Raw genomic sequence first — 24939 nt, 5'->3', positions numbered from 1 at the left:
AAGCGTTTATTTTGAAGTTTTTCGTTCAACTTCAACCGCTTAACTCGCTGCGATCTCTCGTAGCGGGAGGCGAATCATACAGCGTTAAAACCTGCTGTCAACTGCCTTTTTTCACCGCTGTCGATCTGTGAGACCGAAGCCTTCCGATACTACCTGAAGCGTTCAACCAATTGAATCTCAAGGAGTTTTTCGTTTCGACTGCGTCGGAAGTGGGGCGCATTATAGGCCTCTGAAACGGCACGTCAACCGTTATTTTCAAAAAACTTTAATATCGCCGAAAAACAAAACGGGAAAGCCTTTCGGCCTTCCCGCTGCTTATAGCTACCAGCAGTTCACAGCACCCCAGCCCCCCGCAAGCGCTGTACCGCCTCGACATCCATCCCCAACACCTCCTCCAGTACCGCATTGGTATGCTCACCCAGCAAAGGAGGGGCCTGACGATATTCCACCGGTGTTTCGGACAACCGAATAGGGCTCGCCACCTGCGGCACACTGCCCGCAAGCGGGTGGGCGATATTCAGCGCCAAGCCTCGGGCCAGCACCTGCGGGTCTTGGAACATCTGCGCCAGGTCGTTGATCGGCCCGCAGGGCACGCCGGCCTTTTCCAATTCGCTGACCCACTCGGCCGTGGTCTTGAACACCGTGGCCTGGCGAATCAATGGAATCAGTTCGGCACGGTTGGCAACCCGCTGCTTGTTGGTGGCAAAGCGTGGGTCATCCGCCCACTGCGGCTGCCCGGCTACTTCGGCGAACTTGCGGAACTGACCATCGTTGCCCACGGTGAGGATGAAATTGCCATCCGCGGTCGGGAAGTCCTGATAAGGCACGATGTTCGGGTGTGCATTGCCCAGGCGCCGAGGCGGCGTGCCCGTGGTGAGGTAGTTCATCGCCTGGTTCGCCAGGCAGGCTACTTGCACATCCAGCAGCGCCATATCGACATGCTGACCGACGCCAGTCTGGTCACGATAGGCCAGAGCCGCCAGGATCGCGACCGTCGAGTAGAGCCCGGTCAGGATGTCGGTCAAGGCAACGCCAACCTTTATAGGGCCAGCCCCCTCGTCACCCTCGGGGCGCCCGGTCAGGCTCATCAGCCCACCCAGCCCCTGGATCATGAAGTCATAGCCCGCACGCTTGGCATAAGGCCCGGTTTGCCCGAACCCGGTGATCGAACAATAGATAAGCTTCGGGTTGACCGCTTTCAGGCTCTCGTAGTCCAGCCCATAGGCGGCCAACCCACCTACCTTGAAGTTCTCTATGACGATATCCGACTTCGCCGCCAACTCGCGCACCAGGCGCTGGCCGTCCGGCTGGGTGAAGTCGATGGTCACCGACCGCTTGTTGCGGTTGGCCGACAGATAATAAGCCGCCTCGCTGGTGTTCTCGCCTTGGGCGTCCTTGAGGAAGGGCGGGCCCCAGGAGCGGGTGTCATCACCCGTGCCAGGGCGCTCGACCTTGATCACGTCGGCCCCAAGGTCGGCGAGGATCTGGCCGGACCAAGGCCCCGCCAGCACGCGCGAAAGGTCCAGCACCCGCAAATGTGATAGCGCCCCCATGGCAGGCTCCTCCGATCAGTAGAACGCCTGAATGCCGGTCTGGGCGCGGCCAAGGATCAGCGCATGGACGTCATGGGTGCCTTCGTAGGTATTCACCACCTCGAGGTTGACCAGGTGACGGGCCACACCGAACTCGTCGGAGATGCCATTGCCGCCGAGCATGTCGCGAGCCATGCGCGCGATATCCAGGGCCTTGCCGCAGGAGTTGCGCTTCATGATCGAGGTGATTTCCACTGCTGCGGTGCCTTCGTCCTTCATCCGGCCCAGGCGCAGGCAGCCTTGCAAGGCCAGGGTGATCTCGGTCTGCATATCGGCCAGCTTCTTCTGGATCAGCTGGTTGGCCGCCAGCGGGCGGCCGAACTGCTTGCGGTCCAGGGTGTACTGGCGAGCGGTATGCCAGCACGCCTCGGCCGCACCCAGCGCGCCCCAGGAGATGCCATAGCGGGCCGAGTTCAGGCAGGTGAACGGGCCTTTGAGGCCTCGCACTTCGGGGAAGATGTTCTCTTGCGGCACGAACACGTTGTCCATGACGATTTCACCGGTGATCGACGCACGCAGGCCAACCTTGCCATGGATGGCCGGAGCGCTCAGGCCTTCCCAGCCCTTCTCGAGGATGAAGCCGCGGATATCGCCGGCATCATCCTTGGCCCAGACCACGAACACGTCGGCGATCGGGCTGTTGGTGATCCACATCTTGCTGCCGGTCAGACGGTAGCCGCCGTCGACCGAGCGTGCACGGGTGATCATCGAGCCTGGGTCGGAACCATGGTTGGGCTCGGTCAGGCCGAAGCAGCCGATCCACTCACCGGTGGCCAGCTTGGGCAAGTATTTCTGTTTCTGCGCTTCGCTGCCGAACTCATTGATCGGCACCATCACCAACGACGACTGCACGCTCATCATCGAGCGGTAGCCAGAGTCGATGCGCTCCACCTCACGGGCGATCAGGCCGTAGCACACATAATTCAAGCCGCTGCCACCGTACTCGGCCGGAATCGTCGCACCCAGCAGGCCGACTTCGCCCATTTCACGGAAGATCGCAGGGTCGGTCTGCTCGTGGCGGAAGGCCTCCAGCACGCGTGGGGCCAGCTTGTCCTGGGCGAACTGATAGGCGCTGTCACGAACCATGCGCTCTTCTTCAGTGAGCTGCTGGTCGAGCAGCAGCGGGTCGATCCAGTTGAAGCTTGCTTTACCGGCCATGAGCGAATTCCTCGAAATATGGGAACGAAAATATCTTGTGCCTTGATCCTAGGCCTGATCAACCGCGGGGACAAACGAGGATTGCGCACGCTTTAGTGATATTTTTTCACTCCGAAATGGTACAAAACGCCATATTCAACGCCCGAGAAGTGAGGTTAACGTACATGCGCCGCAAGATCCCCAGCACCACGGCCTTGGTCTGCTTCGAAGCGGCCGCCCGCCACGAGAGCTTCACCAAGGCGGCGCAGGAACTGGCCTTGACGCAAGGGGCCGTTTGTCGCCAGATCGGCGGCCTGGAAGCCTTTCTCAATGTCGAGCTGTTCAGGCGTTCTCGCCGCGGCGTAAAGCTGACCGAGGCCGGCCTTTCCTACAGCCGCCAGGTGGCTGCGCAACTCGACGCGGTGGAACGAGACACTTTGTCGGTGATGCGCCAGCAGGGCGCCAACGTGATCGAACTGGCCGTGGTGCCGACATTCGGCACGCAATGGCTGCTGCCGCGGTTGAAGGATTTCCAACAGCGTCATCCGGAAGTCACGGTCAACCTCACCAACCGCACGCGTCCGTTCCTGTTCGCCGATACAGCCTTCGATGCCGCTATCTATTTCGGGGACGCGGACTGGTCCGGCACCCAGTCCCACCGGCTGATGGGCGAAAACCCCGTGCCTGTATGCAACCCGACGCTGTTGGGAGGGCAGGCCAGCCTGGAGGCACAGCGCATCGCCGAGTTGCCGCTGCTGCAGCAAACCACCAGGCCCTACGCCTGGCGCCAATGGTTCGGCAAGCTGGGCATGACCGTGGAACGCGACATGACAGGCCCACGCTATGAGCTATTCTCCATGCTGGCCCAGGCAGCCATGCATGAGATGGGCATTGCACTGATTCCGCCGTTCCTCATCCAGCGCGAGCTGGAGGAGGGCAGGCTGGTCATCGCCAATCGCCAGGCCCTGACCAGCGCCAAGGCCTACTACCTGATGATTCCGGAGCGCAAGGTGGAATCCGCCTCGCTTCGGGCCTTCCGCGACTGGCTGGTAGAACAGGCCGCACGCTATACCGCAACCCACCGTGACGACCTTCATTCCTGACTCTGTAGTCAATTATTTTAAACACCTACAGATATAAGGAATTGTCGCGAATAAACAAACTGTTCCTGCTTATCTGAAAAATGCACTCAAGCCTCCCAACCACGCGGCTTTCAGGGTTTATTTGCGACATCCACGAACGTATCCGCGCAACGCCTACAAAAAATTGCAAATTTTGCCGTAATCTCTGAATTGCCCGCATTTGACGGGCTGCTTTCGAATCGTTGCGACATACGGTCACAGGGTGACTTGTAGTTTTGGCTTCGTATCGCTCCAGAACCGGTTGAAGCCCCTTCGGTTCGTCTGCAAAATGCTCGGCCCGCCCGGGATTCAGGCGGGTTCGTTGCTGAACGGCCGCTCCAGATGCACCACCCGAAGTGCACTGGTTTCAACAAAGACAAAAGGTCACCGCAGGAGACAAAGTCGTGCACATTGGTGTTCCTCTCGAGACGCAGACGGGCGAAACGCGGGTCGCCGCTACCCCGGAAACCATCAAGAAGCTGGTTGGCCAGGGGCATCAGGTCACCGTCCAACGGGGGGCAGGGCTCAACGCCAGCATTCCGGACAGTGCCTATGAAGCCGTTGGCGCCTCCCTGGGCAACGCTGCCGATGCATTCGGCGCGCAGCTGGTGTTGAAGGTCGTCGCGCCCAACGACCAGGAGCTTGCCCAGATCAACAGCGGCAGCCTGCTGGTAGGCATGCTCAACCCGTTCAACAGCGAACTGATCGCCAAGATGGCCGAGCGCGGCATTACCGCCTTCGCCCTTGAGGCCGCGCCACGCACATCGCGCGCCCAAAGCCTGGACGTGCTGTCGTCCCAGGCCAATATTGCCGGCTACAAGGCCGTGTTGCTGGCTGCCCATCACTACCCGCGCTTCATGCCTATGTTGATGACTGCCGCAGGTACCGTGAAAGCTGCTCGCGTGCTGATCCTCGGCGCTGGCGTCGCTGGCCTGCAGGCCATCGCCACGGCCAAGCGCCTGGGGGCGGTGATCGAGGCCTCGGACGTGCGCCCAGCAGTCAAGGAGCAGATCGAGTCGCTCGGCGCCAAGTTCATCGATGTTCCCTACGAAACCGATGAAGAGCGCGAGTGCGCCGAAGGTGTCGGCGGTTACGCCCGCCCCATGCCGGCCAGCTGGATGCAGCGCCAGGCCCAGGCGGTGCACGAGCGCGCCAAACAGTCCGATATCGTCATCACCACAGCGCTCATCCCGGGGCGCAAGGCGCCAACCCTGCTCAGCGCGGAAACCGTCGCGCAGATGAAGCCCGGCGCCGTGGTCATCGACTTGGCTGCCGCCCAGGGCGGCAACTGCCCGCTGACCGTACCGGACCAGGTAGTCGTAGAGAACGGCGTGACCATCGTCGGCCCGACCAACCTACCGGCCCAGGTGGCTGCGGACGCCTCGGCGCTGTATGCACGCAACCTGCTGGACTTCATGAAGCTGCTGTTCGACAAGGACGGCGCGCTGGTCATTAACCTCGAAGACGACATCGTCGCCGCGTGCCTGATGTGCCGCGACGGCCAGGTCGTGCGCAAGAACGGCTAAGGAGCACGACAATGGAAGACATGCTGATTTCCCATGGCATCTACAACCTGATCATCTTCGTGCTGGCCATCTATGTGGGCTACCACGTGGTATGGAACGTCACCCCGGCCCTGCACACGCCGTTGATGGCCGTTACCAACGCCATTTCCGCAATCGTCATCGTCGGCGCCATGCTGGCTGCCGCCCTGACTGTCACCCCTGCCGGCAAGGTGATGGGGACCTTGGCCGTGGCCCTGGCGGCGGTCAACGTCTTCGGTGGCTTCCTGGTCACCCGCCGCATGCTGGAAATGTTCAAGAAGAAAACCAAGAACGAGGCGCAGAAGTAAGCATGAGCATGAATCTGGTAACGCTTCTCTACCTGGTCGCCTCGGTCTGCTTCATCCAGGCGCTCAAGGGGCTGTCGCACCCGACGACGTCGCGTCGGGGCAACCTGTTCGGCATGATCGGGATGGGGATCGCGATCCTCACCACTGTCGGCCTCATCTATAAGCTCGGTGCCGAGTTGGCCACCGCCGGCATCGGCTACGTGATCGTCGGCCTGCTGATCGGCGGTACCGCAGGCTCGATCATGGCCAAGCGCGTGGAAATGACCAAGATGCCTGAGCTGGTCGCCTTCATGCATAGCATGATCGGCCTGGCAGCGGTGTTCATCGCCATCGCCGCGGTACTCGAACCGCAATCGCTGGGCATCGTCGCCAGCATCAGCGACCCGATCCCCACCGGCAACCGCCTGGAGCTGTTCTTGGGTGCTGCGATCGGTGCTATCACCTTCTCCGGCTCGGTGATCGCCTTCGGCAAGCTGTCTGGCAAGTACAAGTTCCGCCTGTTCCAGGGCGCACCGGTACAATTCGCCGGCCAGCACAAGCTGAACCTGATCCTGGGCCTGACCACCATCGCACTGGGCCTGCTGTTCACCTTCACCGGCCATTACAGCGCCTTCACCCTGATGCTGGCCCTGGCCTTCATCATGGGCGTGCTGATCATCATCCCGATCGGTGGCGCCGATATGCCGGTGGTGGTGTCGATGCTCAACAGCTACTCGGGCTGGGCCGCGGCGGGTATCGGCTTCTCGCTGAACAACTCGATGCTGATCATCGCAGGCTCCCTGGTGGGCTCGTCCGGTGCAATCCTCTCCTACATCATGTGCAAGGCGATGAACCGCTCGTTCTTCAACGTCATTCTCGGCGGCTTCGGCGCTGATGTAGACGCAGGCGCAGCTGCCGGCTCCAAGGAGCAGCGCCCGGTGAAGTCCGGCTCGGCCGACGATGCTACCTTCCTGTTGAGCAACGCCGACAGTGTGATCATCGTTCCTGGCTACGGCCTGGCGGTGGCCCGCGCCCAGCATGCGCTCAAGGAGCTGACCGAGAAGCTGACCCACAACGGGGTGAACGTGAAGTATGCGATCCACCCGGTGGCAGGTCGTATGCCCGGGCACATGAACGTGCTGCTGGCCGAGGCCGAGGTGCCATACGACCAGGTGTTCGAGATGGAAGACATCAACGCCGACTTCGGCCAGGCCGATGTGGTGCTGGTGCTGGGCGCCAACGACGTGGTCAACCCTGCTGCGAAGAACGACCCCAAGTCGCCTATCGCCGGCATGCCGATCCTCGAGGCGTTCAAGGCCAAGACCATCATCGTCAACAAGCGCTCCATGGCCAGCGGCTATGCTGGGCTGGATAACGAACTCTTCTACCTGGACAAGACCATGATGGTGTTCGGCGATGCCAAGAAGGTGATCGAGGACATGGTCAAGGCGGTCGAGTAATACGCCTCTCCCGGGGCAGTTCGCAGCTCATCGCCGACAAGCCCGCTTGAACAGCCCCCGGGAACGACCTTCCCGGGGGCTTCGCATTTAGATGATCCAGATCAACGGCTCTATTTCCAGCCTTCGCCTACGACCATGGTCGCGGGACGGCACCGGGTGAAATCTCTAGACTGCGCTCCAGTAGCTTCAGTAGCCCGAGATAACAATCCATGTACCGTGATCGTATCCGCTTGTCCTCCCTGCACAGCAAGGTAATGAGTGCGGCTGATGCCGCTGGCCTGATCCAGGACGGCATGACCGTCGGCATGAGCGGTTTCACCCGCGCCGGCGAAGCCAAGGCCGTGCCCCATGCCCTGGCCGAACGCGCCAGGCAATCGCCCCTGAAGATCAGCCTGATGACCGGCGCCAGCCTGGGTAACGACCTGGACAAGCAGCTGACCGAGGCCGGTGTCCTGGCCCGGCGCATGCCGTTCCAGGTGGACAGCACCCTGCGCAAGGCCATCAATGACGGCCAGGTGATGTTCATCGACCAGCATCTGTCGGAAACCGTCGAGCAACTGCGCAACCAGCAGCTCAAGCTGCCGGACATCGCAGTCATCGAAGCGGTGGCGATCACCGAACAAGGCCACATCGTACCGACCACCTCGGTGGGTAACTCGGCTAGCTTCGCGATCTTCGCCAAGCAGGTCATCGTCGAGATCAACCTGTCGCACAATGCCAACCTCGAAGGCCTGCACGACATCTATATCCCCACCTACCGCCCGACTCGCACCCCGATCCCGTTGGTGAAGGTGGATGACCGCATCGGCAGCACCGCCATTCCGATCGACCCGGCGAAGATCGTCGGCATCGTCATCAGCGACCAGCCGGACTCGCCGTCCACCGTGCTGCCACCGGACCACGAGACCCAGGCCATCGCCGATCACCTGATCGACTTCTTCAAGCGCGAAGTGGACGCAGGCCGCATGACCAACAAGCTCGGCCCACTGCAGGCAGGCATCGGCAGCATTGCCAACGCGGTGATGTGCGGCCTGATCGAGTCGCCGTTCGAAGACCTGACCATGTACTCCGAAGTCCTGCAGGACTCGACCTTCGACCTGATCGACGCCGGCAAGCTGCGCTTCGCCTCGGGCAGCTCGATCACCCTGTCGACGCGCCGCAATGCCGATGTGTTCGGCAACCTGGAGCGTTACAAGGACAAGCTTGTGCTGCGCCCGCAAGAGATCTCCAACCACCCGGAAGTGGTGCGCCGCCTGGGGATCATCGGCATCAACACTGCGCTTGAGTTCGACATCTATGGCAACGTCAACTCGACCCACGTCTGCGGCACCAAGATGATGAACGGCATCGGTGGCTCCGGCGACTTCGCCCGCAACGCCCACCTGGCGGTGTTCGTCACCAAGTCGATCGCCAAGGGCGGTGCGATTTCCAGCGTGGTTCCGATGGTCAGCCATGTCGACCACACCGAGCACGACGTGGATATCCTCGTCACCGAGCAAGGCCTGGCCGACCTGCGCGGTCTGGCGCCACGCGAACGTGCCCGGGCGATCATCGACAACTGTGTACACCCAGACTACCGCGCTGCGCTCAACGACTACTTCGACCGCGCCTGTCAGCGTGGCGGCCATACCCCGCACATCCTGCGCGAGGCGCTGAGCTGGCACGAAAACCTGGAAGAAAGTGGACGCATGCTCGCCAGCTGATCCACAGCTGTCTTGATTGAACCCTGTAGGAGCGGGCTTGCCCCGCGATTAGGCTGCCCTGCCATCACGTTTTTAGGCAGGCAAGGGCTTCGCCCTTGATCGCGGGACAAGCCCGCTCCTACAGACGACCACCACAGTTTCAAAACAGCCCGAACAGAAACTACCAAAAACTGTTCAACTGTACCGGTAAATAACCGGCCTTCCCGCCTCGCAGATTCCTTCACAGTTAAAAAATGCACCAAATCAGTGCTGACCAGTACAGTTGCGCCAATTTCAAGTGCAACAGTCGGGTTAAACAGTTAACTGAGCCATCGCAATACAGATGAACTGTATCTACTGTTCTGGACGACGGAGGAGGATCATTGGCATCAGTTAAATCACTACCTAATGCCGCCACAAGCGGAAGGATGACACATCATGGAACGCACCCTCAGTTCCGACCTGGTTTTTGAAAACAACGCTCAAGCCTCCCACGCTTCGCTGCCTCTGCGCGCCCTGTCGACCCTGCTGCTGTGGCAGCGCCGCGTCTCCAGCCGCCGTCAGCTGGCTCGCCTGGACGCCCGCCTGCTGGCCGACGCCGGTATCAGCGAGTCGCAGCGTTACGAAGAGCTGAGCAAGCCGTTCTGGCGCTAAGCCCGGGCTCGCTGGCCTCGGCCAGCACCCCAGAATTCCTGAAGCCCGTCGCGGGAGACCGCGACGGGCTTTTTGTTTTCCAAACGTCTGGCATGGGGCTTACAGTCAGAACCAATACAGTTTTCGAATAACTAATTAGCACCGAAACAGTTACGCAAAAACTGTCGTCGATGAGCTGCATTGCACTGGCGCGTGATACGCTTCGCTTCAGCCGCTTGGCAAATACCGTGACGAGCCGAGCGACGCCCGATAACCAGAACCACCCCACGACCCTTACGCAGGAGTCCACGACCATGTCCCGTAACCATTTCATCGGCGCCGCCCTGCTGCTGGCCCTGGCCGGCACTGCCAACGCCTCCAGCTTCGTCGTCACGACTGACGCGGTCGTGCGCGGTGTTGCCGCCTCCACCGACGCGACTTCCGATCTCTCCTCGTCCTTGAAAGACGACAAGATCGTCCAGGCCGCCCGTGACGATGCCGCAACCTTCGTCGGCAGCGAAGGCGCCATCCGCGGCGCCAAGCTGGAAAGCGCTTTCATTCATATCCGCGAGCAGCAGCCAAGCCTGCAAGCCAGCGACGTGCAACTGGCCCAGGCCATCCTGGCGCTCTGATCCACGACGCTCCAACCCGGATACGCTGGCCTTGGCCGGCGCTTCCGGGGTAGCCTTCGCCGTCCACGTCCAACGTCTCTCGAAAGTCATGCGTTATCTGTTGCCATTGCTGTTCGCCTTCGTCGGCATGGGAAGCGCCCATGCCATGGATGTCACCACCCAGAGCCTGGTCGCCAGCGGTTATGTCACCAGCCAGGTGACCACCGCGCCGTTCGATCGCAAACTGGTCATCCAAGCCCGTGACGATGCCGCGGCCTTCGTCGCCACAGACGGCCTGATCCGTGGCGCACGCCTGCAGGCGGCCCTCAGTTCGCTACGTCATGCCCACCCGCATCATTCTGTCGGCGACCTTGAACTGGCCGAAGCGATTCTCGTCCAATGAATACCCGTATCCTCCGGAGATGCTCCATGCGTAAACCGCTGATTGCCGCCGCCCTCGGCATGCTGCTGCTGGCAGACCTGGCCCAGGCACAAACCCTGGTGGCCACCAGCAATATCATCGTCCGTGCCTTTGGCCGTTCGATCGATTTCACCTCTGATACCACCACCTCCATCCGCGATTCGAAGGTCGTGCAGCAAGCCCACGACGACGCGGCCAGCTTTGTCGCCAGCCGCGGCGAGATCCGGGGCGCCCAGCTCGAAGCCGCCTTCAACACCATTCGCCAGCGCGTCCCCGAAGCGCGCGACGCCAGCGACCAGGTATTGGCCGAAGCCATTCTCGCCCTGTGAAGCGCGTGCGTGCCTGGCTGCTGGGCTGCGCCCTGACGCTGCTCGGCACGCCCGCTCTGGCAGATCTGCAGCTCGAGCTGCAGACAACCGGCCTCGACCCTCAGCAGCAGCAGGCCACCCAGGCCCTGCTCGACGAGGCCATGGCGAAACTTCCGCCGCGCTTCAAACAGCAACTGGACCGGCACATCCTGGTCGGCTGGAACGCGCACATGCCTGCCGATGCCTACGGCCAGGCCTCCTTGGTCTCGACGCTCGACCTCAACCGCCGCCTATTGCCCGGCCTGGTCGATGGCAGCGCCGCCCGCGAGCAGACCGGCCGCCCCCACGGCACGGTGCGCCAGGAACTGCTGGCCACGGTGCTCCATGAACTGACCCACATCTACGACCGCGCGCGCCTGTGGCCTGCCGCCGAGCGTCAGCTGATCACTCGTTGCAAGCGCCAACAAGGCAGCCTGGGCAAGATCGGCCTGCCGCAACAGTGCCGCGGCCAGGCAGAACGGCGCTTCACCTTGAGCGATGACCCACGCTTGCTCGATCTGGCCGGCTGGCCGCAGTACGTCGGCCGGCGCGGCGAGCGCGAGCAGCACAACGGCCAGTTCGTGCGCAGCCCCGACAGCTACGAGCTGAGCAGTCCCAAGGAATACATCGCGGTCAACATGGAGTATTTCCTTCTCGACCCGAGCTACGCCTGCCGCCGGCCGGCCCTGAACCAATACCTGAGCGAGCACTTCGGCTGGGCACCGCAGCACACCCCATGCGCCAGCGGCCTGCCGTTCCTCAATGCGGGCAGCGACTTCGCCCGCCAGCCCTTGGGCGAGATCGACCCCGAGCGGGTCTACGAAGTCGACTACCTGTTGGCCGAGGCCAACCAGAACTGGGTCAGCCGCTGGGGCCATAGCATGCTACGCCTGGTCATCTGCGCCCCCGGCCGACCACGCGGCCCGGATTGCCGGCTGGACCTGGACCAGCACCTGGTGCTGTCCTACCGGGCATTCGTCAACGACTTGCAGCTGTCCAGCTGGGACGGCCTGACCGGCGCCTACCCCTCGCGGCTGTTCGTGCTGCCGTTGAGCCAGGTGATCGACGAATACACCAAGACCGAGCTACGCAGCCTGGCCTCGATCCCGCTCAAGCTGACCCGCCAGGAAGTGGAAAGCGTGGTGCGCCAGGCGGCTGAAATGCACTGGAGCTATGACGGCAGCTACTTCTTCCTGTCCAACAACTGTGCGGTGGAGTCGTTGAAATTGCTGCGCAGCGGTACCGGCAACCCGCGTTTCAACGACCTGGACAGCATCATGCCCAACGGCTTGCTGGAGGTGCTCAAGGGACGCGGGCTGGCCGATACCAGCGTGCTCGACGACCCACGCGAAGCCCTGCGCCTGGGCTATCGCTTCGACTCCTACCGCGAGCGCTACCAGGCCATGTTCGACGTCTTGAAAAAGCAACTGCCGATCAAGCAGGACAAGGTCGAGGACTGGCTGGCCCTGGATGCCGAGCAGCGCCGTGTCTGGTTCCCACAGGCCGACCTGCGCACCAGCGCGGCCTTGCTCCTGCTCGAGCAGGCCAGCCTGCGCCGCCAGCTACTGCTGGCCCAGGACGAGGTCAAACAGCGCTACCTCAATGCCACGGCACTCAAGGATGGCAGCATCACCAAGGCCAACGAGACCTTGCAGCAGATGCTCGCCAACAGCGGCTTCCTCAGCCGCCCGGCGGAGCTGCTGGAGGCCAAGGGCTATGGCCTGCCGCAGCCGCAGGAGCGCGAGCACCTGGAAAAGGTCAGCCGCGAACGGCAGGCCCAGCTGCTGCGCCTGAGCACCGACCTGGACAAGGAAGTGCGCGCGCTGCTAGAGCCTTCGCGGGCCAGGGAAATCGCAGCGGTCGAAGCCAACGTGAAACAAATTGGCGAGCACCTGCGAGCGCTGCACAAGGCCGCAGGCGGCCTGCAATTACCGTGACCGCCTGTACTGGCCATCCCATCGCTATAGGCGCTCCTGCGCCTCCCCCGGCAGATCCTCATCCAGGTGCAGCCACGGTAAACGGCTGCTGGTCCAGATATGCCGCCTGGCCTGCACCCGCTCTGGGTGGTCCAGGGTCCCCACTGTCACATCGATGCTCTGCGGACTGCGCGTGGTCACCAATGCCACATGCGCCCCACAGTTGCCGCAGAAGTAGCGGCTGCAACTGGCGGGGGCGACATAACGGTCGGGTGTACCCGCCAACCACCGAAAACCTTCACGGGGCAAGGTGAGCCAGGTTACCACCAGCCCGCCGCTGACCCGCCGACAGATCGAGCAGTGGCAATGGGCGACATCCCTCAACTCGCCCTCCAGACGATAGCGCAGGGCGCCGCAATGGCAGCCCCCCTCCAGTACGTTCGGCATCGGCATGACCTCCGGTCGCCTTGTCCCAGGCGAAAGCTGGCTGAAAGGTTGCGCCCATAGGATAGCCCCACTACCGGCAGCAGACCGGTCAGCCAGGGCACCCGGAATATTCCGCGCCCGGCCCAATCAACAACAACAATGGTGATACCGATGTTTTCCTGTGCCCGCCTTTTCGCTGTTCCCCCCCGCTTGCTCCCCGCGCAGCGCCTGACGCGCTGATCCGCCCGAATCGACTTTCCTTTCGCCGCGCCACGCCTGGAGTACTGCCATGCTGACCTTCCTCGGCTTCGCCATGGTCATTTCGTTCATGTACCTGATCATGACCAAGCGCCTGTCGGCCTTGATCGCCCTGATCCTGGTACCGATCCTGTTCGCCCTGTTCGGGGGCTTCTACAGCCATATCGGCCCGATGATGCTCGAAGGCATCAGCAAGCTTGCGCCCACCGGCGTGATGCTGATGTTCGCCATTCTCTATTTCGCCCTGATGATCGACTCCGGCCTGTTCGACCCGGCCGTGCGCAAGATTCTCAAACTGGTCAAGGGCGACCCGCTGAAAGTCTCGGTCGGCACGGCGGTGCTGGCCCTGGTGGTTTCCCTCGACGGTGACGGCGCCACCACCTACATGATCTGCTGCGCCGCCATGCTGCCGCTGTACAGCCGCCTGGGCATGAGCCCGCGAATCATGGCCGGCCTGATCATCCTGGCCGGCGGCGTGATGAACATGACCCCTTGGGGTGGCCCCACCGCCCGCGCCGCCAGCGCCCTGCACGTCGACCCTTCGGACATCTTCGTGCCGATGATCCCGGCCATGGTCTTCGGTGTGTTGGCGATCCTGGCCATTGCCTACATGTACGGCAAACGCGAACGGGCCCGTTTGGGCGAACTCCATTTGCCTACCGACGACATCGATCACAGCGAAATCAGCGTCTCGCAGTTCCCTGAAGCGCGCCGGCCGAAGCTGATCTGGTTCAACGGCGCCCTGACCGCAGCCCTGATGGTGGCCCTGATCGCCGGTACGCTGCCGTTGCCGGTGCTGTTCATGATCGCCTTCAGCATCGCCATGATCGTCAACTACCCCTGCCTGCAGCAGCAAAAAGACCGCATCGCCGCCCATGCCGGCAGCGTGCTGGCGGTGACCGGCCTGATCTTCGCAGCGGGCATTTTCACCGGCATCCTGTCGGGTACCGGCATGGTCGAAGCCATGTCCAAAAGCCTGCTGGCCGTGATTCCAGACGCTCTGGGACCGTACCTGGCGGTGATCACGGCCATCGTCAGCATGCCGTTCACCTTCTTCATGTCCAACGATGCGTTCTACTACGGCGTGCTGCCCGTACTGTCGGAAGCTGCCAGCCACTACGGCATCAGCCCGGTGGAAATGGCCCGTGCGTCGATCGTCGGGCAGCCGGTACATTTGCTGAGCCCGCTGGTACCTTCTACGTACCTGCTGGTGGCCCTGGCGGGTATCGAATTCGGCGATCACCAGCGCTTCACACTGAAGTGGGCAGTGCTCGTGTGCATGTGCATAATGCTCGCCGCGTTGCTGATGGGCATCTTCCCGTTGTTCAGCAGCCTGTAAGGCGAACCCCACATCGCGATGCGCCCAGCCGGGCGTATCGCCTCTACCACTCGAAGGATTACACATGGAATGGCTGACCAGCCCGGAAATCTGGGTTGCCTTTTTTACCCTTACCGCGCTTGAGATCGTTCTCGGTATCGACAACATCATCATGATCTCGATTCTGGTCAGCCGCATGCCCAAGCACATGCAGCCGCGCACCCGGATCTTCGGCCTGGCCCTGGCCATGATCACCCGCATCATGCTGTTGCTGTCGATCACCTGGGTAATGCGCCTGACCGACGACCTGTTCGAGGTCTTCGGCCAAGGCATCTCGGGGCGCGACCTGATCCTGTTCTTCGGCGGCCTGTTCCTGCTGTGGAAAAGCTCCCAGGAGATCTACCACGGCCTGGAAGGCGAAGACGAAAGCCAGGACGAGCCCAAGGGCGCGGGCGGCAAGTTCTTCTACACCATCATCCAGATCGCCATCATCGACATCGTGTTCTCCCTGGACTCGGTGATCACCGCGGTCGGCATGGTCTCCCATGTACCGGTGATGATCGCTGCGATCATCGTCGCGGTTCTGGTGATGATGCTGTGCGCCGGCACCATCAGCGACTTCATCGACAAGCACCCGTCGCTGAAGATGCTCGCGCTGTCGTTCCTGATCGTGGTCGGTACCGTGCTGATCGCCGAATCCTTCGACGTGCACGTGCCGAAAGGCTACGTCTACTTCGCCATGGCGTTCTCCCTGGCGGTGGAGGCGATCAACATCCGCATGCGCACCGCCTTGGCACGCAAGGAAGGCAAAGAGCACGAGCCAGTGAAACTGCGCAAGGACATTCCGGGTCAATAAGATCAGGAAGCGCAAAACAGAGGGCCCTCCGGGGCCCTTTGTCGTTTCCGAGTCATGACAACGCTTTCATGACAGATATGTTTCAAAAGCTTGCCGAGCATGCGAAGCTGGCGGCAGGTCCGCAAAACAACTAAAGCTTGAGTGAGCCTTGGATAAAAACGCCCACCCCCGGGTACAAGCTCACGGCTTCACCATTGGCCCCGGCCTGGGGCATCGGCAACAAGGGGGGCCTGGAACATGCTGACCCTGCTCAACCTGCTGTCCGCCGTGGCCTTGCTGGTGTGGGGCACGCACATCGTGCGTACCGGCATCCTGCGGGTATATGGCTCCAACCTGCGCCGCGTGCTCAGCCAGAACATGAGCAAGCGTCCGCTGGCCTTCATCGCCGGCATCCTGGTCACGGCCCTGGTGCAAAGCAGCAACGCCACGGCGATGCTGGTGACCTCGTTTGTCGGCCAGGGCCTGATGGTCATGACCCCGGCCCTGGCGATCATGCTCGGTGCCGACGTCGGGACGGCCCTGATGGCGCGGGTGCTGACGTTCGACCTCTCGTGGCTGTCACCGCTGCTGATCTTCCTCGGCGTGATCTTCTTCCTGTCGCGCAAGCAGACCCGCGCTGGCCAGCTGGGCCGCGTGGGCATTGGCCTGGGCCTGATCATCCTGGCACTGCAACTGATCGTCCAGGCCGCCGCACCGATCACCCACGCCCAAGGCGTACGCGTGCTGTTCGCCTCCCTGACCGGCGACATCCTGCTCGATGCCCTGATCGGCGCCCTGTTCGCCCTGGTGTCCTATTCCAGCCTGGCTGCCGTGCTGCTCACCGCCACCTTGGCCGGGGCAGAGGTGATCAGCCTGCCGGTGGCCATCGGTCTGGTGGTCGGTGCCAACATCGGCAGCGGCCTGCTGGCGTTCCTCACCACCAGCATGCAGAACGCCGCCGGGCGCCGGGTGGCCCTCGGCAGCCTGCTGTACAAGCTGATCGGCCTGGTGCTGGTGATCCCGGTGCTGCACCCACTGGTGGACTGGATGGACTCGTTGAGCCTCAGCCCGCAAGAGCTGGTGATCGGCTTCCACCTGCTCTACAACACCCTGCGTTGCCTGATCATGCTGCCCACGGTCAAACCCATGGGCCGCCTGTGCAACTGGCTGCTGCCCGATCGGGACAACGGCAACGGGCAGATCCGGCCCCGCCATCTGGATGCAACCGCCTTGGGCACGCCTAGCCTGGCTCTGGCCAACGCCGCCCGCGAGACACTGCGCCTGGGTGATATCGTCGACAGCCTGCTCGAGGCGATGCTCGGCGCCCTGCGCGGCACCCAGACCGCCTTGCCGCAGCAGGTACGCGCCCTCGGCGAGGATGCCGAGGCGCTGTACAGTGCCATCAAACTGTACCTGGCGCAGATGAGCCGGGAAGACCTCAGCGAGCAGGATAACCGGCGCTGGGCCGAGATCATCGAGCTGGCGATCAACCTCAAGCTTGCCAGCGACCTGATCGAGCGCATGCTGCGCAAGGTCCAGCAGCAGAAGACGTCCCAGCGCAGGGAGTTCTCCCAGGTCGGCCTGGAAGAGCTGACCGGCCTTCAGGAGCAACTATTGGCCAACCTGCGCCTGGGATTGTCGGTGTTCCTCAGCGCCGATCCGGAAAGCGCACGCCTGCTGCTGCGCGAGAAACGTCGTTTTCGCGCCCAGGAACGGCGCCTTGCCCATGCCCATGTCAGCCGCCTGCAACGTAAAGTGGTGCAAAGTATCGAGACCAGTTCGCTACACTTGGAGCTGATCGCCGACATGAAGCGATTGAACTCTTTGTTCTGCAGCAGTGCCTATGTGGTACTGGGCGGCGGGGATACGGGCGGGCTTCTGCTCGACAGCGTGCCAGACGAAGCCCGCCTGTCCTGAACTTGCACACCGGAGACCCTCGCTCGCCAATGCGTTGCCTGATGTTCGTTTGCCTGCTGATCTGCAGCCTCCCTTCGCTTGCCCTCGATCGCTCACGGGTAGAGGGCTACCTGTTGCCCAACGGTTTGCAGGTGATCCTCAAATCCGGCTACGAGCGCGACCACGTGGCGATACGCCTGGTGGTGGGCGTCGGCCTGGACGATTTCGACTGCGACCAGAAAGAGCTGCCGCACCTGCTCGAACACTTGTTGTTCAATGGCATCGACGACACCGGCGAAGGCGGCCTGGAAGAGCGCATCCAAGCCCTGGGCGGGGAGTGGAACGCCTACACCAGCAGCGCCGACACCACTTTCGTGATCGAAGCCCCGGCACGCAACCAGCGCAAGGTGCTCGACTTGCTGCTGGCGGTGATCCGCGATACGCCCATCGACGCCAAGGCCCTGGCCACGGCCAAGAAGATCATCGAACGCGAGGATGGCGGCCACTACGGCCACCTGCAACGCTGGCTCGACCGCCAGGACATCGGCCACCCCGGCAGCGACCAGTTGGCCGTGGAGCTTGGCCTCAAGTGCCCGGAGCGCTCCAACGTCGATGCCATGACCCTGGAGCAGGTCAAGGCCCTGCGCGAGCATTGGTACGCTGCCAACAACATGACCTTGATCGTGGTCGGAGGCCTCGACCGCCTGTTGCCGGCCTACCTGGAGCGCACCTACGGCGAGCTGCCGGCGAGCGAGCCGGGTGAGCGCCGCAGCCTTGAGTCCATCAGCCAGCAGGCCGAACAACGCCGCGACCTGACGCGCGGCTGGCTGGGTGACAACGTCAAGCTGCACTGGCTGTTCATCGAGCCGGTACTCGAAGAGGGCCACGAGGCCACCCTGGATGTGCTCTCGCGCTACCTGGAATGGGCTCTTTACGACCAGCTGCGCCTGCGCCACGGCCTGTCCTACGGGCCATCGGTGCGGCGCGAAAGCTTCGGCGATACCGGCATGCTCGCGCTCAACGCAGACCTTGAGCGCCAGGATGTGGATGTCGCAGTCAAAGTGCTGCAGCAGCTGTTCGAGCACCTGCGCGAACACGGCCTGGACCCGGATACCTTCGCTCGCATCAAGGACGCCGCCATTGCCCGTGAAAGCTGGAACACCCAAGGCAACAGCGCCCTGGCCGACTACTACTGGAGCGCGCTCAACAACTACAACGATGGGCGCTTCCTGGACCCCGCGCGCAAGCTGCGCCAGGTCAGCCTCGAGCAGGCAGATGCGGCCCTGCGTGAAATGCTCAAGTCCCAGGGTTACCTGCGCATCGAGAAACCGCTGCTAGGCTATGACGAGCTCTACGGGCTGGTCGCGCTGTTGCTGGGCCTGGTTCTGGCCGTCGGCCTGCTGCGACGTCGACGCCATTCGGCGCCAAAGCCTGGCGACGCTACACGCGAGCCCTGATTTGGCAGTATCCTTGCAACATCATATTGCCAGCTGCGGCCCTATCGCCCCTGTAGGAGCGGGCTTGTCCCGGTCAGGGCCAGTATGGCCTCCTAAATTCATGCCCTCTCTGTTGCCCCCATGCCCCCAATACCCCACTTCGTCATCCGTGTGATCGAGCTGCTCAAGCGCTACCCCGGCGTCATCGCGCTGGCCGGTTTCCTGTCCGGTATCGGCAGCTTCATCCTGGTCGACCGCCAGGCCGGCCTGGCCAGCTGGATCGCCGTGCTGATGTTGGTCAGCTGGATCTGGCTGATGCTGGAGAACACCCTTACAGGCCTGTTCACCAAGGTCTTCAAGCGCGAGATCCCGCAACCGCTGCTGCGCTATGCCACGCAGATGATCCACCAGGAGAGCCTGTTCTTCGTCCTGCCGTTCTTCTTCATCACCACCACCTGGAACAGCAGCCAGGTGGTATTCACCGGCCTGCTTGCCGCCGCCGGGCTGATCTCGATCATCGACCCGCTGTACTACAAGTGGTTGGCGCCCAGGCGTTGGCTGTTCCTCGCGCTGCACACCCTGACCCTGTTCGCTGCGCTGCTGACCGCCCTGCCGATCATCCTGCACCTGACCACGGCGCAGAGCTTCAAGCTGGCCTTGATCATCGCCATGGCGTTGTCGTTCCCCAGCCTTGCGAGCAGCTTCCCCATCAACAACTGGCGTCGCGCGGTGGCACTCGTGCTGGTCACCCTCACCGTAGGCGGCGGCGGTTGGCTGCTGCGCTCCTGGGTGCCGCCAGCCACCCTGTGGATGACCGAAGTGGCGGTCAGCACCGAAGTGCAGAATCGTCAGCCTGGGGACTCGCTCGATGAAGTCCCCGCCAGCCGCATCCGCAGCGGCGGCCTGTACGCCTACACCGCGATCAATGCTCCGCGCGGCCTGAACGAGCGCATCTACCACGTATGGCAGTTGAACGGCAAAGAGGTGGACCGCATCGCCCTGGATATCCATGGTGGGCGCAAGGAGGGCTACCGGGCCTGGACCCACAAGCAGAACTTCCCGCCCAACCCCGTGGGCAAATGGCAGGTGAGGGTGCTGACCGAGGATGGCCAGGTGATCGGCGTGCTGCGCTTCAAGATCATCGAGGATGCGCCAGCACAATGAAATCTGTGGGAGCGCAGGGCGCTAGCCACCTGTTCTCTGCGCAGCAGCGCATCCCCAACGGCGCCATTACGCTATGATCTGAGTCGACGCCTCGCGCCCTGTCAGATGCATGGAGCCTATGACCACCCCTAGCGCCACCCTGGACACCAGCAGCCAACCGGCCTGCCTGCGCATTGCCGGTGATTGGACCCTGGCCCACTACGCCGAGCTCAAGCGCGAGAGCGATCAGTTGCGCACGCAATATGGCGACGATGCCATCGCCGACCTGAGCCAACTGGGCCGCCTGGACACCGCCGGCGCCTCGCTGCTGGCCGAGCTGCTCGGCTCCGAGCGCCTCTCGCGCTGCACCGCCGAGCTCCCCGACGCCAGCCGTGCCTTGCTCAAGAACGTCTACTGCTCGGTGCAGGACTACTGCATCCCGGTCAAAGAGCCCGAGCGCCACGTCCTGCTGCTGTTGCTCGAACGCATCGGCTGCGCGGTCGCGACCCTCTGGCAGGATACGCGGCAACTGCTCGGCTTCATTGGCCTGATCCTGGAAACCCTCGCACGCCGGGCCCTGCAACCCCACCGTTGGCGCGTCACGCCGGTGGTCGCGCACATCGAGCAGACCGGCCTGGACGCCGCGCCCATCGTCGCCTTGCTCACCTTCCTGGTGGGTGCGGTGGTGGCCTTCCTCGGTGCCACGGTGCTGGCCGACTTCGGCGCCACGATCTTCACGGTCGACCTGGTGGCCTTCTCCTTCCTGCGTGAATTCGCCGTGCTGCTGACCGCGATCCTCATGGCCGGGCGCACCGCCAGCGCCTTTACCGCGCAGATCGGCTCGATGAAGGCCAACGAAGAGATCGACGCCATCCGCACCCTCGGCCTCAACCCCATCGAGCTGCTGGTGGCCCCTCGGGTGCTGGCCTTGCTGATCTCCCTGCCGTTGCTGACATTCGTCGCGATGATCTGCGGCATCGTCGGGGGTGCAGTGGTCTGCGCCCTGTCGCTGGACATCTCACCGGCCATGTTCCTCTCGCTGCTGCAAAGCGATATCGGCGTGCAGCACTTCCTCGTCGGCCTGGTCAAGGCGCCGTTCTTCGCCTTCCTGATCGCGGCCATCGGTTGCCTCGAAGGCTTCAAGGTCACCGGCAGCGCCGAGTCGGTGGGCGCTCACACGACCTCCAGCGTGGTCCAGTCGATCTTCGTGGTGATCGTGCTCGATGCCGTGGCGGCGCTGTTCTTCATGGAGATGGGCTGGTGAGTGGCGTACGTGAAGCCGTGATCGAGGCCCGGGGCATCTGCAACCGCTTCGGCAGCCAGAGCGTGCACGAAAACCTCGACCTGGACCTGTACCGTGGTGAAATTCTCGCCGTGGTCGGCGGTTCCGGCAGCGGTAAGTCGGTACTGCTGCGCAGCATCATCGGCCTGCGCCGGCCCAACGAAGGGCAGGTCAAGGTCTTCGGCCAAGACCTGGCCACGTTGAACAATGAACAACGCTCGCAAGTGGAACGGCGTTTCGGCGTGCTGTTCCAGAAGGGCGCATTGTTCTCCTCGCTGACCGTGACCGAGAATGTGGCCCTGCCGCTGATCGAGCACGCCGGGCTGTCCCGTGCCGACGCCGAGCACCTGGCTGGGGTCAAGCTGGCGCTGGCCGGGCTGCCGATCTCCGCCGCCGACAAATACCCCTCGTCACTGTCCGGCGGCATGATCAAGCGTGCCGCCCTGGCCCGGGCCCTGGCGCTGGACCCGGACATCCTGTTCCTCGATGAACCCACCGCCGGCCTGGACCCGATCGGCGCCGCGGCCTTCGACCAATTGATCCTGACGTTACGCGATGCCCTGGGCCTGTCGGTGTTCCTGATCACCCACGACCTGGACACCCTCTACACCATCACCGACCGGGTCGCGGTGCTGTCCCAGAAGAAGGTCCTGGTGGCCGGCCCCCTGGCCCAGGTCGAACAGACCGACGATGCCTGGATCCACGAATACTTTCACGGCCCACGCGGGCGGGCGGCCGAGCATGCCGCCGCCAGTGCCGGGCAGGAGCGCTGAACAATGGAAACCCGAGCTCATCATGTCCTGATCGGCCTGGTCACCGTCCTGGTGGTGGCCGGTGCCATGCTGTTCGGCCTGTGGCTGACCAAGTCCAGCGTGGACGACACCTTCAAGGACTACGAAGTGGTGTTCAATGAGGCCGTTTCAGGTCTATCCCGGGGTAGCCCGGTGCAATACAACGGCATCAAGGTCGGTGATGTCAGCACCCTGCGCCTTGACCCCAAGGACCCGCGCCGGGTACTGGCGCGCATTCGCCTGAGCGCCGATACCCCGGTCAAGGAAGACACCCAGGCCAAACTGACCCTCGCCGGGGTCACCGGCAACGCGTTCATCCAGCTCAGCGGCGGTACACCGCAGAGCCCGGAGCTCAAAGGCAAAGACGGCAAGCTGCCGGTGATCGTGGCCTCGCCATCGCCCATCTCGCGCCTGCTCAGCGACAGCAGCGACCTGGTGACCAACGTCAACCTGCTGCTGCACAACGCCAACCAGATGTTCTCCGAAGGCAACATCGAGCGCCTGAGCAACACCCTGGCCAACCTGGAACAGACCACCGGCGCCTTTGCCGACAACAAGGGCGGCATCAGCCAAGCCATCGAGCAACTGGCCGAAGTGGGCAAGCAGGCCAACGCCACCCTGGCCGAAACCCAGGCCCTGATGCACAACGCCAACGGGCTGCTCGGCAGCGAGGGCAGGCAGGCCTTCGACAGCGCCGAACAGGCCATGCAGTCACTGGCCGAAAGCACCGCGACCATCAACAGCCTGCTCAAGGACAACCGCGAAGCCCTGGACGACGGCGCTCAAGGCCTGAACCAGCTGGCCCCGGCCATCCGCGAGCTGCGCGAAACCTTGAATGCCCTCAAGGGCATCTCCCGGCGCCTGGAAGCAGACCCGAGCGGCTACCTGCTGGGCCGTGACAACAACAAGGAGTTCCAGCCATGAGACCGTCTCTGCGCCTTCTGGCGCTGGCCGTCACGCTGAGCCTGGCCACGGCCTGTTCGATCCTGCCGCAGAGCGAGCCGGTGGACATCTACCGCCTGCCGGTGAATCAGGCTGGCCGCACGGCCCCACCGCTGGACTGGTCACTGCGCCTGAACAAGCCGCTGGCCAGCGAAACCCTGGCCGGGCCTCGCATCGCGGTGATCCCACAGGGCGATGTGATCAGCAGCTACAAGGGCGCGCGCTGGAGCGACCCGGTGCCGCTGCTGGTGCGCAATCGCCTGCTCGATGGGTTCCAGCGCGATGGCCGGGTGCAGCGCCTGAGCGCCGATGACAGCAACCTGCAAGCCGACTACGAGCTGGTCGGCGAGCTGCAGGCCTTCCAGAGCGAGTACCGTGCCGACGGTGCCGTGGAAGTGGTGATCCGCTATGACGCACGCCTGGTGCAAGGCCGCAGCCAGCGCATCCTCGCCAGCCACCGCTTCGAGGTGCGCCAGCCGCTGGGCGACAAGCAGGTCTCGGCGGTGGTTGGCGGTTTCGGCGCGGCGAGCGACCGGCTAGTGGGCCAACTGGTGGACTGGACGGTCGCCCAGGCCAGCCAGGCTCAGGCGAAGAACCAGTAGCAGACGCAGATCGCCGCAATCACCCCGGCAAGTTCGGCAAGCAGGGCGCAACCTACCGCGTGGCGTACGCGTTGGATGCCCACTGCGCCGAAATACACCGCCAGCACATAGAAGGTGGTCTCGGTACTGCCTTGTACGGTCGCCGCTACTAGTGCAGGGAAGCTATCGACACCGTGGGTCTGCATGGTTTCGATCAGCATGGCGCGCGCCGCGCTGCCGGAGAACGGCTTGACCAGTGCTGTGGGCAGGCCTTCGACGAAGCGGGTATCCAGGCCCATCCATTCGACGGTATGGCGAATACCGTCCAACGCCAGTTCCAGGGCGCCGGAGGCACGCAGCACGCCAACCGCGCAAAGCATGGCGACGAGGTACGGCAGCAGCCCCTTGGCCACGTCAAAACCTTCCTTGGCGCCCTCTACGAACGCTTCATAGACCTTGACCCGCCGTAACGCGCCGACGACCAGGAACACGACGATCACGCCGAACAGCGTCAGGTTGCCGAGGATCGACGACAGGCTGGCCAGCGCCGTCGCCGAGAGGGTGCCAAGAAACGCCATGAAGGCCCCCAGCAAAAGGGCGCCAGGCACCAGGTAGGCCAGTACCACCGGGTCCCAAAGGCGCAGGCGCTGCATTACCGCCACCGACAGCAGGCCCACCAGGGTCGAGGCGCTGGTGGCCAGCAGGATCGGCAGGAACACCAGGGTAGGGTCCATGGCGCCTTGCTGGGCGCGATACATGAAGATGGTCACCGGCAACAGGGTCAGCGACGAGGCGTTGAGCACCAGGAACAGGATCTGTGCGTTGCTCGCCGTGGTGCTGCTGGGGTTGAGGTCCTGCAGGGCGCGCATGGCCTTCAGGCCGATGGGCGTGGCCGCGTTGTCCAGGCCCAGGCCATTGGCGGCGAAGTTCATGGTGATCAGGCCCAGGGCAGGGTGGCCAGGCGGCACTTCGGGCATCAGCCGGGCGAACAGCGGGCCCAGAATCCTGGCCAGCCATTCGACAATGCCGGCCTGTTCGGCGATCTTCAGAAAGCCCAGCCAGAGGGTGAGGGTACCGAACAGCAGGACCATGACCTCCACCGAGAGCTTGGCCATGGCGAAGATGCTCTCGACCATCGCGGCGAAGATGCCGGCGTTGCCACCCACCAACCATTGGGCCAGGGCGGATACTGCCGCCACCAGGAAAAAGCCGAGCCAAAGGCCGTTGAGCATCCGTGTGTTCCCCCTGAAAAATGCTCCGAATGATAGCGGAATTCCAGG

23 protein-coding genes are annotated in these 24939 nt (G+C 63.2%); 19 read left to right on the top strand and 4 right to left on the bottom strand.

The annotated features are described in order from the left end of the window. Positions 1-332 precede the first annotated feature (332 nt). A complete protein-coding gene (locus tag ACNFCI_RS05070; protein ID WP_084855146.1) occupies positions 333-1553 on the bottom strand; it encodes a CaiB/BaiF CoA transferase family protein in 1221 nt (406 codons plus the stop codon). Between the two features lie 15 nt (positions 1554-1568). Beyond that, positions 1569-2750, bottom strand: coding sequence for an acyl-CoA dehydrogenase (locus tag ACNFCI_RS05065; RefSeq protein ID WP_084855147.1), 1182 nt, complete (start codon positions 2748-2750; stop codon positions 1569-1571). 164 nt (positions 2751-2914) lie between these two features. On the opposite strand from ACNFCI_RS05065, the gene ACNFCI_RS05060 reads away from it, so the two are divergent. The 10 genes from ACNFCI_RS05060 (at position 2915) to ACNFCI_RS05015 (ending at position 12772) form a co-directional block, all read left to right on the top strand. After that, entirely contained in the window at positions 2915-3832 is a 918-nt protein-coding gene (locus ACNFCI_RS05060; protein ID WP_084855148.1) for a LysR family transcriptional regulator, read from the top strand. Positions 3833-4254: 422 nt separating this feature from the next. Then, positions 4255-5376 carry a Re/Si-specific NAD(P)(+) transhydrogenase subunit alpha gene (locus ACNFCI_RS05055; RefSeq protein ID WP_084855149.1) on the top strand — a complete coding sequence of 374 codons (1122 nt, stop codon included), beginning with the start codon at positions 4255-4257 and terminating at the stop codon, positions 5374-5376. Positions 5377-5387: 11 nt separating this feature from the next. Further along, positions 5388-5702 (top strand): NAD(P) transhydrogenase subunit alpha, encoded by a 315-nt coding sequence (locus ACNFCI_RS05050; RefSeq protein WP_008097413.1) that lies wholly within the window; start codon positions 5388-5390, stop codon positions 5700-5702. Positions 5703-5704: 2 nt separating this feature from the next. Beyond that, a complete protein-coding gene (locus ACNFCI_RS05045; RefSeq protein WP_084855150.1) occupies positions 5705-7141 on the top strand; it encodes an NAD(P)(+) transhydrogenase (Re/Si-specific) subunit beta in 1437 nt (478 codons plus the stop codon). Positions 7142-7350: 209 nt separating this feature from the next. Further along, positions 7351-8844: an acetyl-CoA hydrolase/transferase family protein gene (locus tag ACNFCI_RS05040; protein WP_084855151.1), complete on the top strand. Its 1494-nt coding sequence runs from the start codon at positions 7351-7353 to the stop codon at positions 8842-8844. Positions 8845-9261: 417 nt separating this feature from the next. Next, positions 9262-9477 (top strand): DUF1127 domain-containing protein, encoded by a 216-nt coding sequence (locus ACNFCI_RS05035; protein ID WP_084855152.1) that lies wholly within the window; start codon positions 9262-9264, stop codon positions 9475-9477. Between the two features lie 293 nt (positions 9478-9770). Beyond that, entirely contained in the window at positions 9771-10088 is a 318-nt protein-coding gene (locus ACNFCI_RS05030; protein ID WP_368828682.1) for a DUF2388 domain-containing protein, read from the top strand. Between the two features lie 88 nt (positions 10089-10176). Further along, positions 10177-10470 (top strand): DUF2388 domain-containing protein, encoded by a 294-nt coding sequence (locus ACNFCI_RS05025; protein ID WP_084855154.1) that lies wholly within the window; start codon positions 10177-10179, stop codon positions 10468-10470. A gap of 26 nt (positions 10471-10496) precedes the next feature. Further along, on the top strand, positions 10497-10817 hold the full coding sequence (locus ACNFCI_RS05020) for a DUF2388 domain-containing protein (protein ID WP_084855155.1): 321 nt from the start codon (positions 10497-10499) through the stop codon (positions 10815-10817). After that, the gene (locus ACNFCI_RS05015; protein WP_368828683.1) at positions 10814-12772 is read left to right on the top strand and encodes a DUF4105 domain-containing protein; all 1959 of its coding nucleotides are present in this window, start codon (positions 10814-10816) and stop codon (positions 12770-12772) included. The genes ACNFCI_RS05020 and ACNFCI_RS05015 overlap by 4 nt, the downstream gene beginning before the upstream one ends. Before the next feature lie 24 nt (positions 12773-12796). On the opposite strand, the gene ACNFCI_RS05010 is transcribed toward ACNFCI_RS05015, so the two are convergent. Beyond that, positions 12797-13198: a GFA family protein gene (locus tag ACNFCI_RS05010; RefSeq protein ID WP_084855415.1), complete on the bottom strand. Its 402-nt coding sequence runs from the start codon at positions 13196-13198 to the stop codon at positions 12797-12799. Positions 13199-13466: 268 nt separating this feature from the next. Between ACNFCI_RS05010 and ACNFCI_RS05005 the strand changes: the two genes are divergently transcribed. From ACNFCI_RS05005 to ACNFCI_RS04965, 9 genes are all read left to right on the top strand, one after another. Beyond that, entirely contained in the window at positions 13467-14774 is a 1308-nt protein-coding gene (locus ACNFCI_RS05005) for a CitMHS family transporter (protein WP_368828684.1), read from the top strand. Between the two features lie 64 nt (positions 14775-14838). Next, positions 14839-15609 (top strand): TerC family protein, encoded by a 771-nt coding sequence (locus tag ACNFCI_RS05000; RefSeq protein WP_084855158.1) that lies wholly within the window; start codon positions 14839-14841, stop codon positions 15607-15609. 237 nt (positions 15610-15846) lie between these two features. Next, positions 15847-17505 (top strand): Na/Pi cotransporter family protein, encoded by a 1659-nt coding sequence (locus ACNFCI_RS04995; RefSeq protein WP_084855159.1) that lies wholly within the window; start codon positions 15847-15849, stop codon positions 17503-17505. Between the two features lie 29 nt (positions 17506-17534). Beyond that, positions 17535-18941, top strand: a complete 1407-nt coding sequence (locus tag ACNFCI_RS04990; RefSeq protein WP_368828685.1) for a M16 family metallopeptidase — start codon at positions 17535-17537, stop codon at positions 18939-18941. 120 nt (positions 18942-19061) lie between these two features. Next, positions 19062-20084, top strand: a complete 1023-nt coding sequence (locus tag ACNFCI_RS04985; protein ID WP_368828686.1) for a DUF5924 family protein — start codon at positions 19062-19064, stop codon at positions 20082-20084. Between the two features lie 109 nt (positions 20085-20193). Beyond that, positions 20194-21327 carry an ABC transporter permease gene (locus ACNFCI_RS04980; protein WP_368828687.1) on the top strand — a complete coding sequence of 378 codons (1134 nt, stop codon included), beginning with the start codon at positions 20194-20196 and terminating at the stop codon, positions 21325-21327. After that, the gene (locus ACNFCI_RS04975; protein ID WP_416767526.1) at positions 21324-22118 is read left to right on the top strand and encodes an ABC transporter ATP-binding protein; all 795 of its coding nucleotides are present in this window, start codon (positions 21324-21326) and stop codon (positions 22116-22118) included. The genes ACNFCI_RS04980 and ACNFCI_RS04975 overlap by 4 nt, the downstream gene beginning before the upstream one ends. A 3-nt stretch (positions 22119-22121) precedes the next feature. Next, entirely contained in the window at positions 22122-23060 is a 939-nt protein-coding gene (locus ACNFCI_RS04970) for an MlaD family protein (protein ID WP_416767524.1), read from the top strand. Then, the gene (locus tag ACNFCI_RS04965) at positions 23057-23680 is read left to right on the top strand and encodes an ABC-type transport auxiliary lipoprotein family protein (RefSeq protein WP_416767523.1); all 624 of its coding nucleotides are present in this window, start codon (positions 23057-23059) and stop codon (positions 23678-23680) included. The genes ACNFCI_RS04970 and ACNFCI_RS04965 overlap by 4 nt, the downstream gene beginning before the upstream one ends. Here the strand turns inward: ACNFCI_RS04965 and ACNFCI_RS04960 are convergent. Beyond that, positions 23662-24891, bottom strand: a complete 1230-nt coding sequence (locus tag ACNFCI_RS04960) for a nucleoside recognition domain-containing protein (RefSeq protein ID WP_084855166.1) — start codon at positions 24889-24891, stop codon at positions 23662-23664. The genes ACNFCI_RS04965 and ACNFCI_RS04960 overlap by 19 nt on opposite strands. Positions 24892-24939: the final 48 nt, after the last annotated feature.

Source organism: Pseudomonas sp. NY15356 (assembly GCF_048068175.1).
Taxonomy (GTDB): Bacteria; Pseudomonadota; Gammaproteobacteria; order Pseudomonadales; family Pseudomonadaceae; genus Aquipseudomonas; species Aquipseudomonas putida_K.
This window is presented reverse-complemented; position numbering and strand designations above follow the sequence as displayed.

Coding starts and splice junctions, on each gene's coding strand:
- ACNFCI_RS04960 (WP_084855166.1), bottom strand. CDS start 24,891: ATGCTCAACGGCCTTTGGCTCGGCTTTTTCCTGGTGGCGGCAGTATCC.
- ACNFCI_RS05045 (WP_084855150.1), top strand. CDS start 5,705: ATGAGCATGAATCTGGTAACGCTTCTCTACCTGGTCGCCTCGGTCTGC.
- ACNFCI_RS05030 (WP_368828682.1), top strand. CDS start 9,771: ATGTCCCGTAACCATTTCATCGGCGCCGCCCTGCTGCTGGCCCTGGCC.
- ACNFCI_RS05005 (WP_368828684.1), top strand. CDS start 13,467: ATGCTGACCTTCCTCGGCTTCGCCATGGTCATTTCGTTCATGTACCTG.
- ACNFCI_RS05020 (WP_084855155.1), top strand. CDS start 10,497: ATGCGTAAACCGCTGATTGCCGCCGCCCTCGGCATGCTGCTGCTGGCA.
- ACNFCI_RS04970 (WP_416767524.1), top strand. CDS start 22,122: ATGGAAACCCGAGCTCATCATGTCCTGATCGGCCTGGTCACCGTCCTG.
- ACNFCI_RS04965 (WP_416767523.1), top strand. CDS start 23,057: ATGAGACCGTCTCTGCGCCTTCTGGCGCTGGCCGTCACGCTGAGCCTG.
- ACNFCI_RS05035 (WP_084855152.1), top strand. CDS start 9,262: ATGGAACGCACCCTCAGTTCCGACCTGGTTTTTGAAAACAACGCTCAA.
- ACNFCI_RS04995 (WP_084855159.1), top strand. CDS start 15,847: ATGCTGACCCTGCTCAACCTGCTGTCCGCCGTGGCCTTGCTGGTGTGG.
- ACNFCI_RS05040 (WP_084855151.1), top strand. CDS start 7,351: ATGTACCGTGATCGTATCCGCTTGTCCTCCCTGCACAGCAAGGTAATG.
- ACNFCI_RS05025 (WP_084855154.1), top strand. CDS start 10,177: ATGCGTTATCTGTTGCCATTGCTGTTCGCCTTCGTCGGCATGGGAAGC.
- ACNFCI_RS05050 (WP_008097413.1), top strand. CDS start 5,388: ATGGAAGACATGCTGATTTCCCATGGCATCTACAACCTGATCATCTTC.
- ACNFCI_RS04985 (WP_368828686.1), top strand. CDS start 19,062: ATGCCCCCAATACCCCACTTCGTCATCCGTGTGATCGAGCTGCTCAAG.
- ACNFCI_RS05000 (WP_084855158.1), top strand. CDS start 14,839: ATGGAATGGCTGACCAGCCCGGAAATCTGGGTTGCCTTTTTTACCCTT.
- ACNFCI_RS05065 (WP_084855147.1), bottom strand. CDS start 2,750: ATGGCCGGTAAAGCAAGCTTCAACTGGATCGACCCGCTGCTGCTCGAC.
- ACNFCI_RS05060 (WP_084855148.1), top strand. CDS start 2,915: ATGCGCCGCAAGATCCCCAGCACCACGGCCTTGGTCTGCTTCGAAGCG.
- ACNFCI_RS04980 (WP_368828687.1), top strand. CDS start 20,194: ATGGAGCCTATGACCACCCCTAGCGCCACCCTGGACACCAGCAGCCAA.
- ACNFCI_RS05010 (WP_084855415.1), bottom strand. CDS start 13,198: ATGCCGAACGTACTGGAGGGGGGCTGCCATTGCGGCGCCCTGCGCTAT.
- ACNFCI_RS04990 (WP_368828685.1), top strand. CDS start 17,535: ATGCGTTGCCTGATGTTCGTTTGCCTGCTGATCTGCAGCCTCCCTTCG.
- ACNFCI_RS05070 (WP_084855146.1), bottom strand. CDS start 1,553: ATGGGGGCGCTATCACATTTGCGGGTGCTGGACCTTTCGCGCGTGCTG.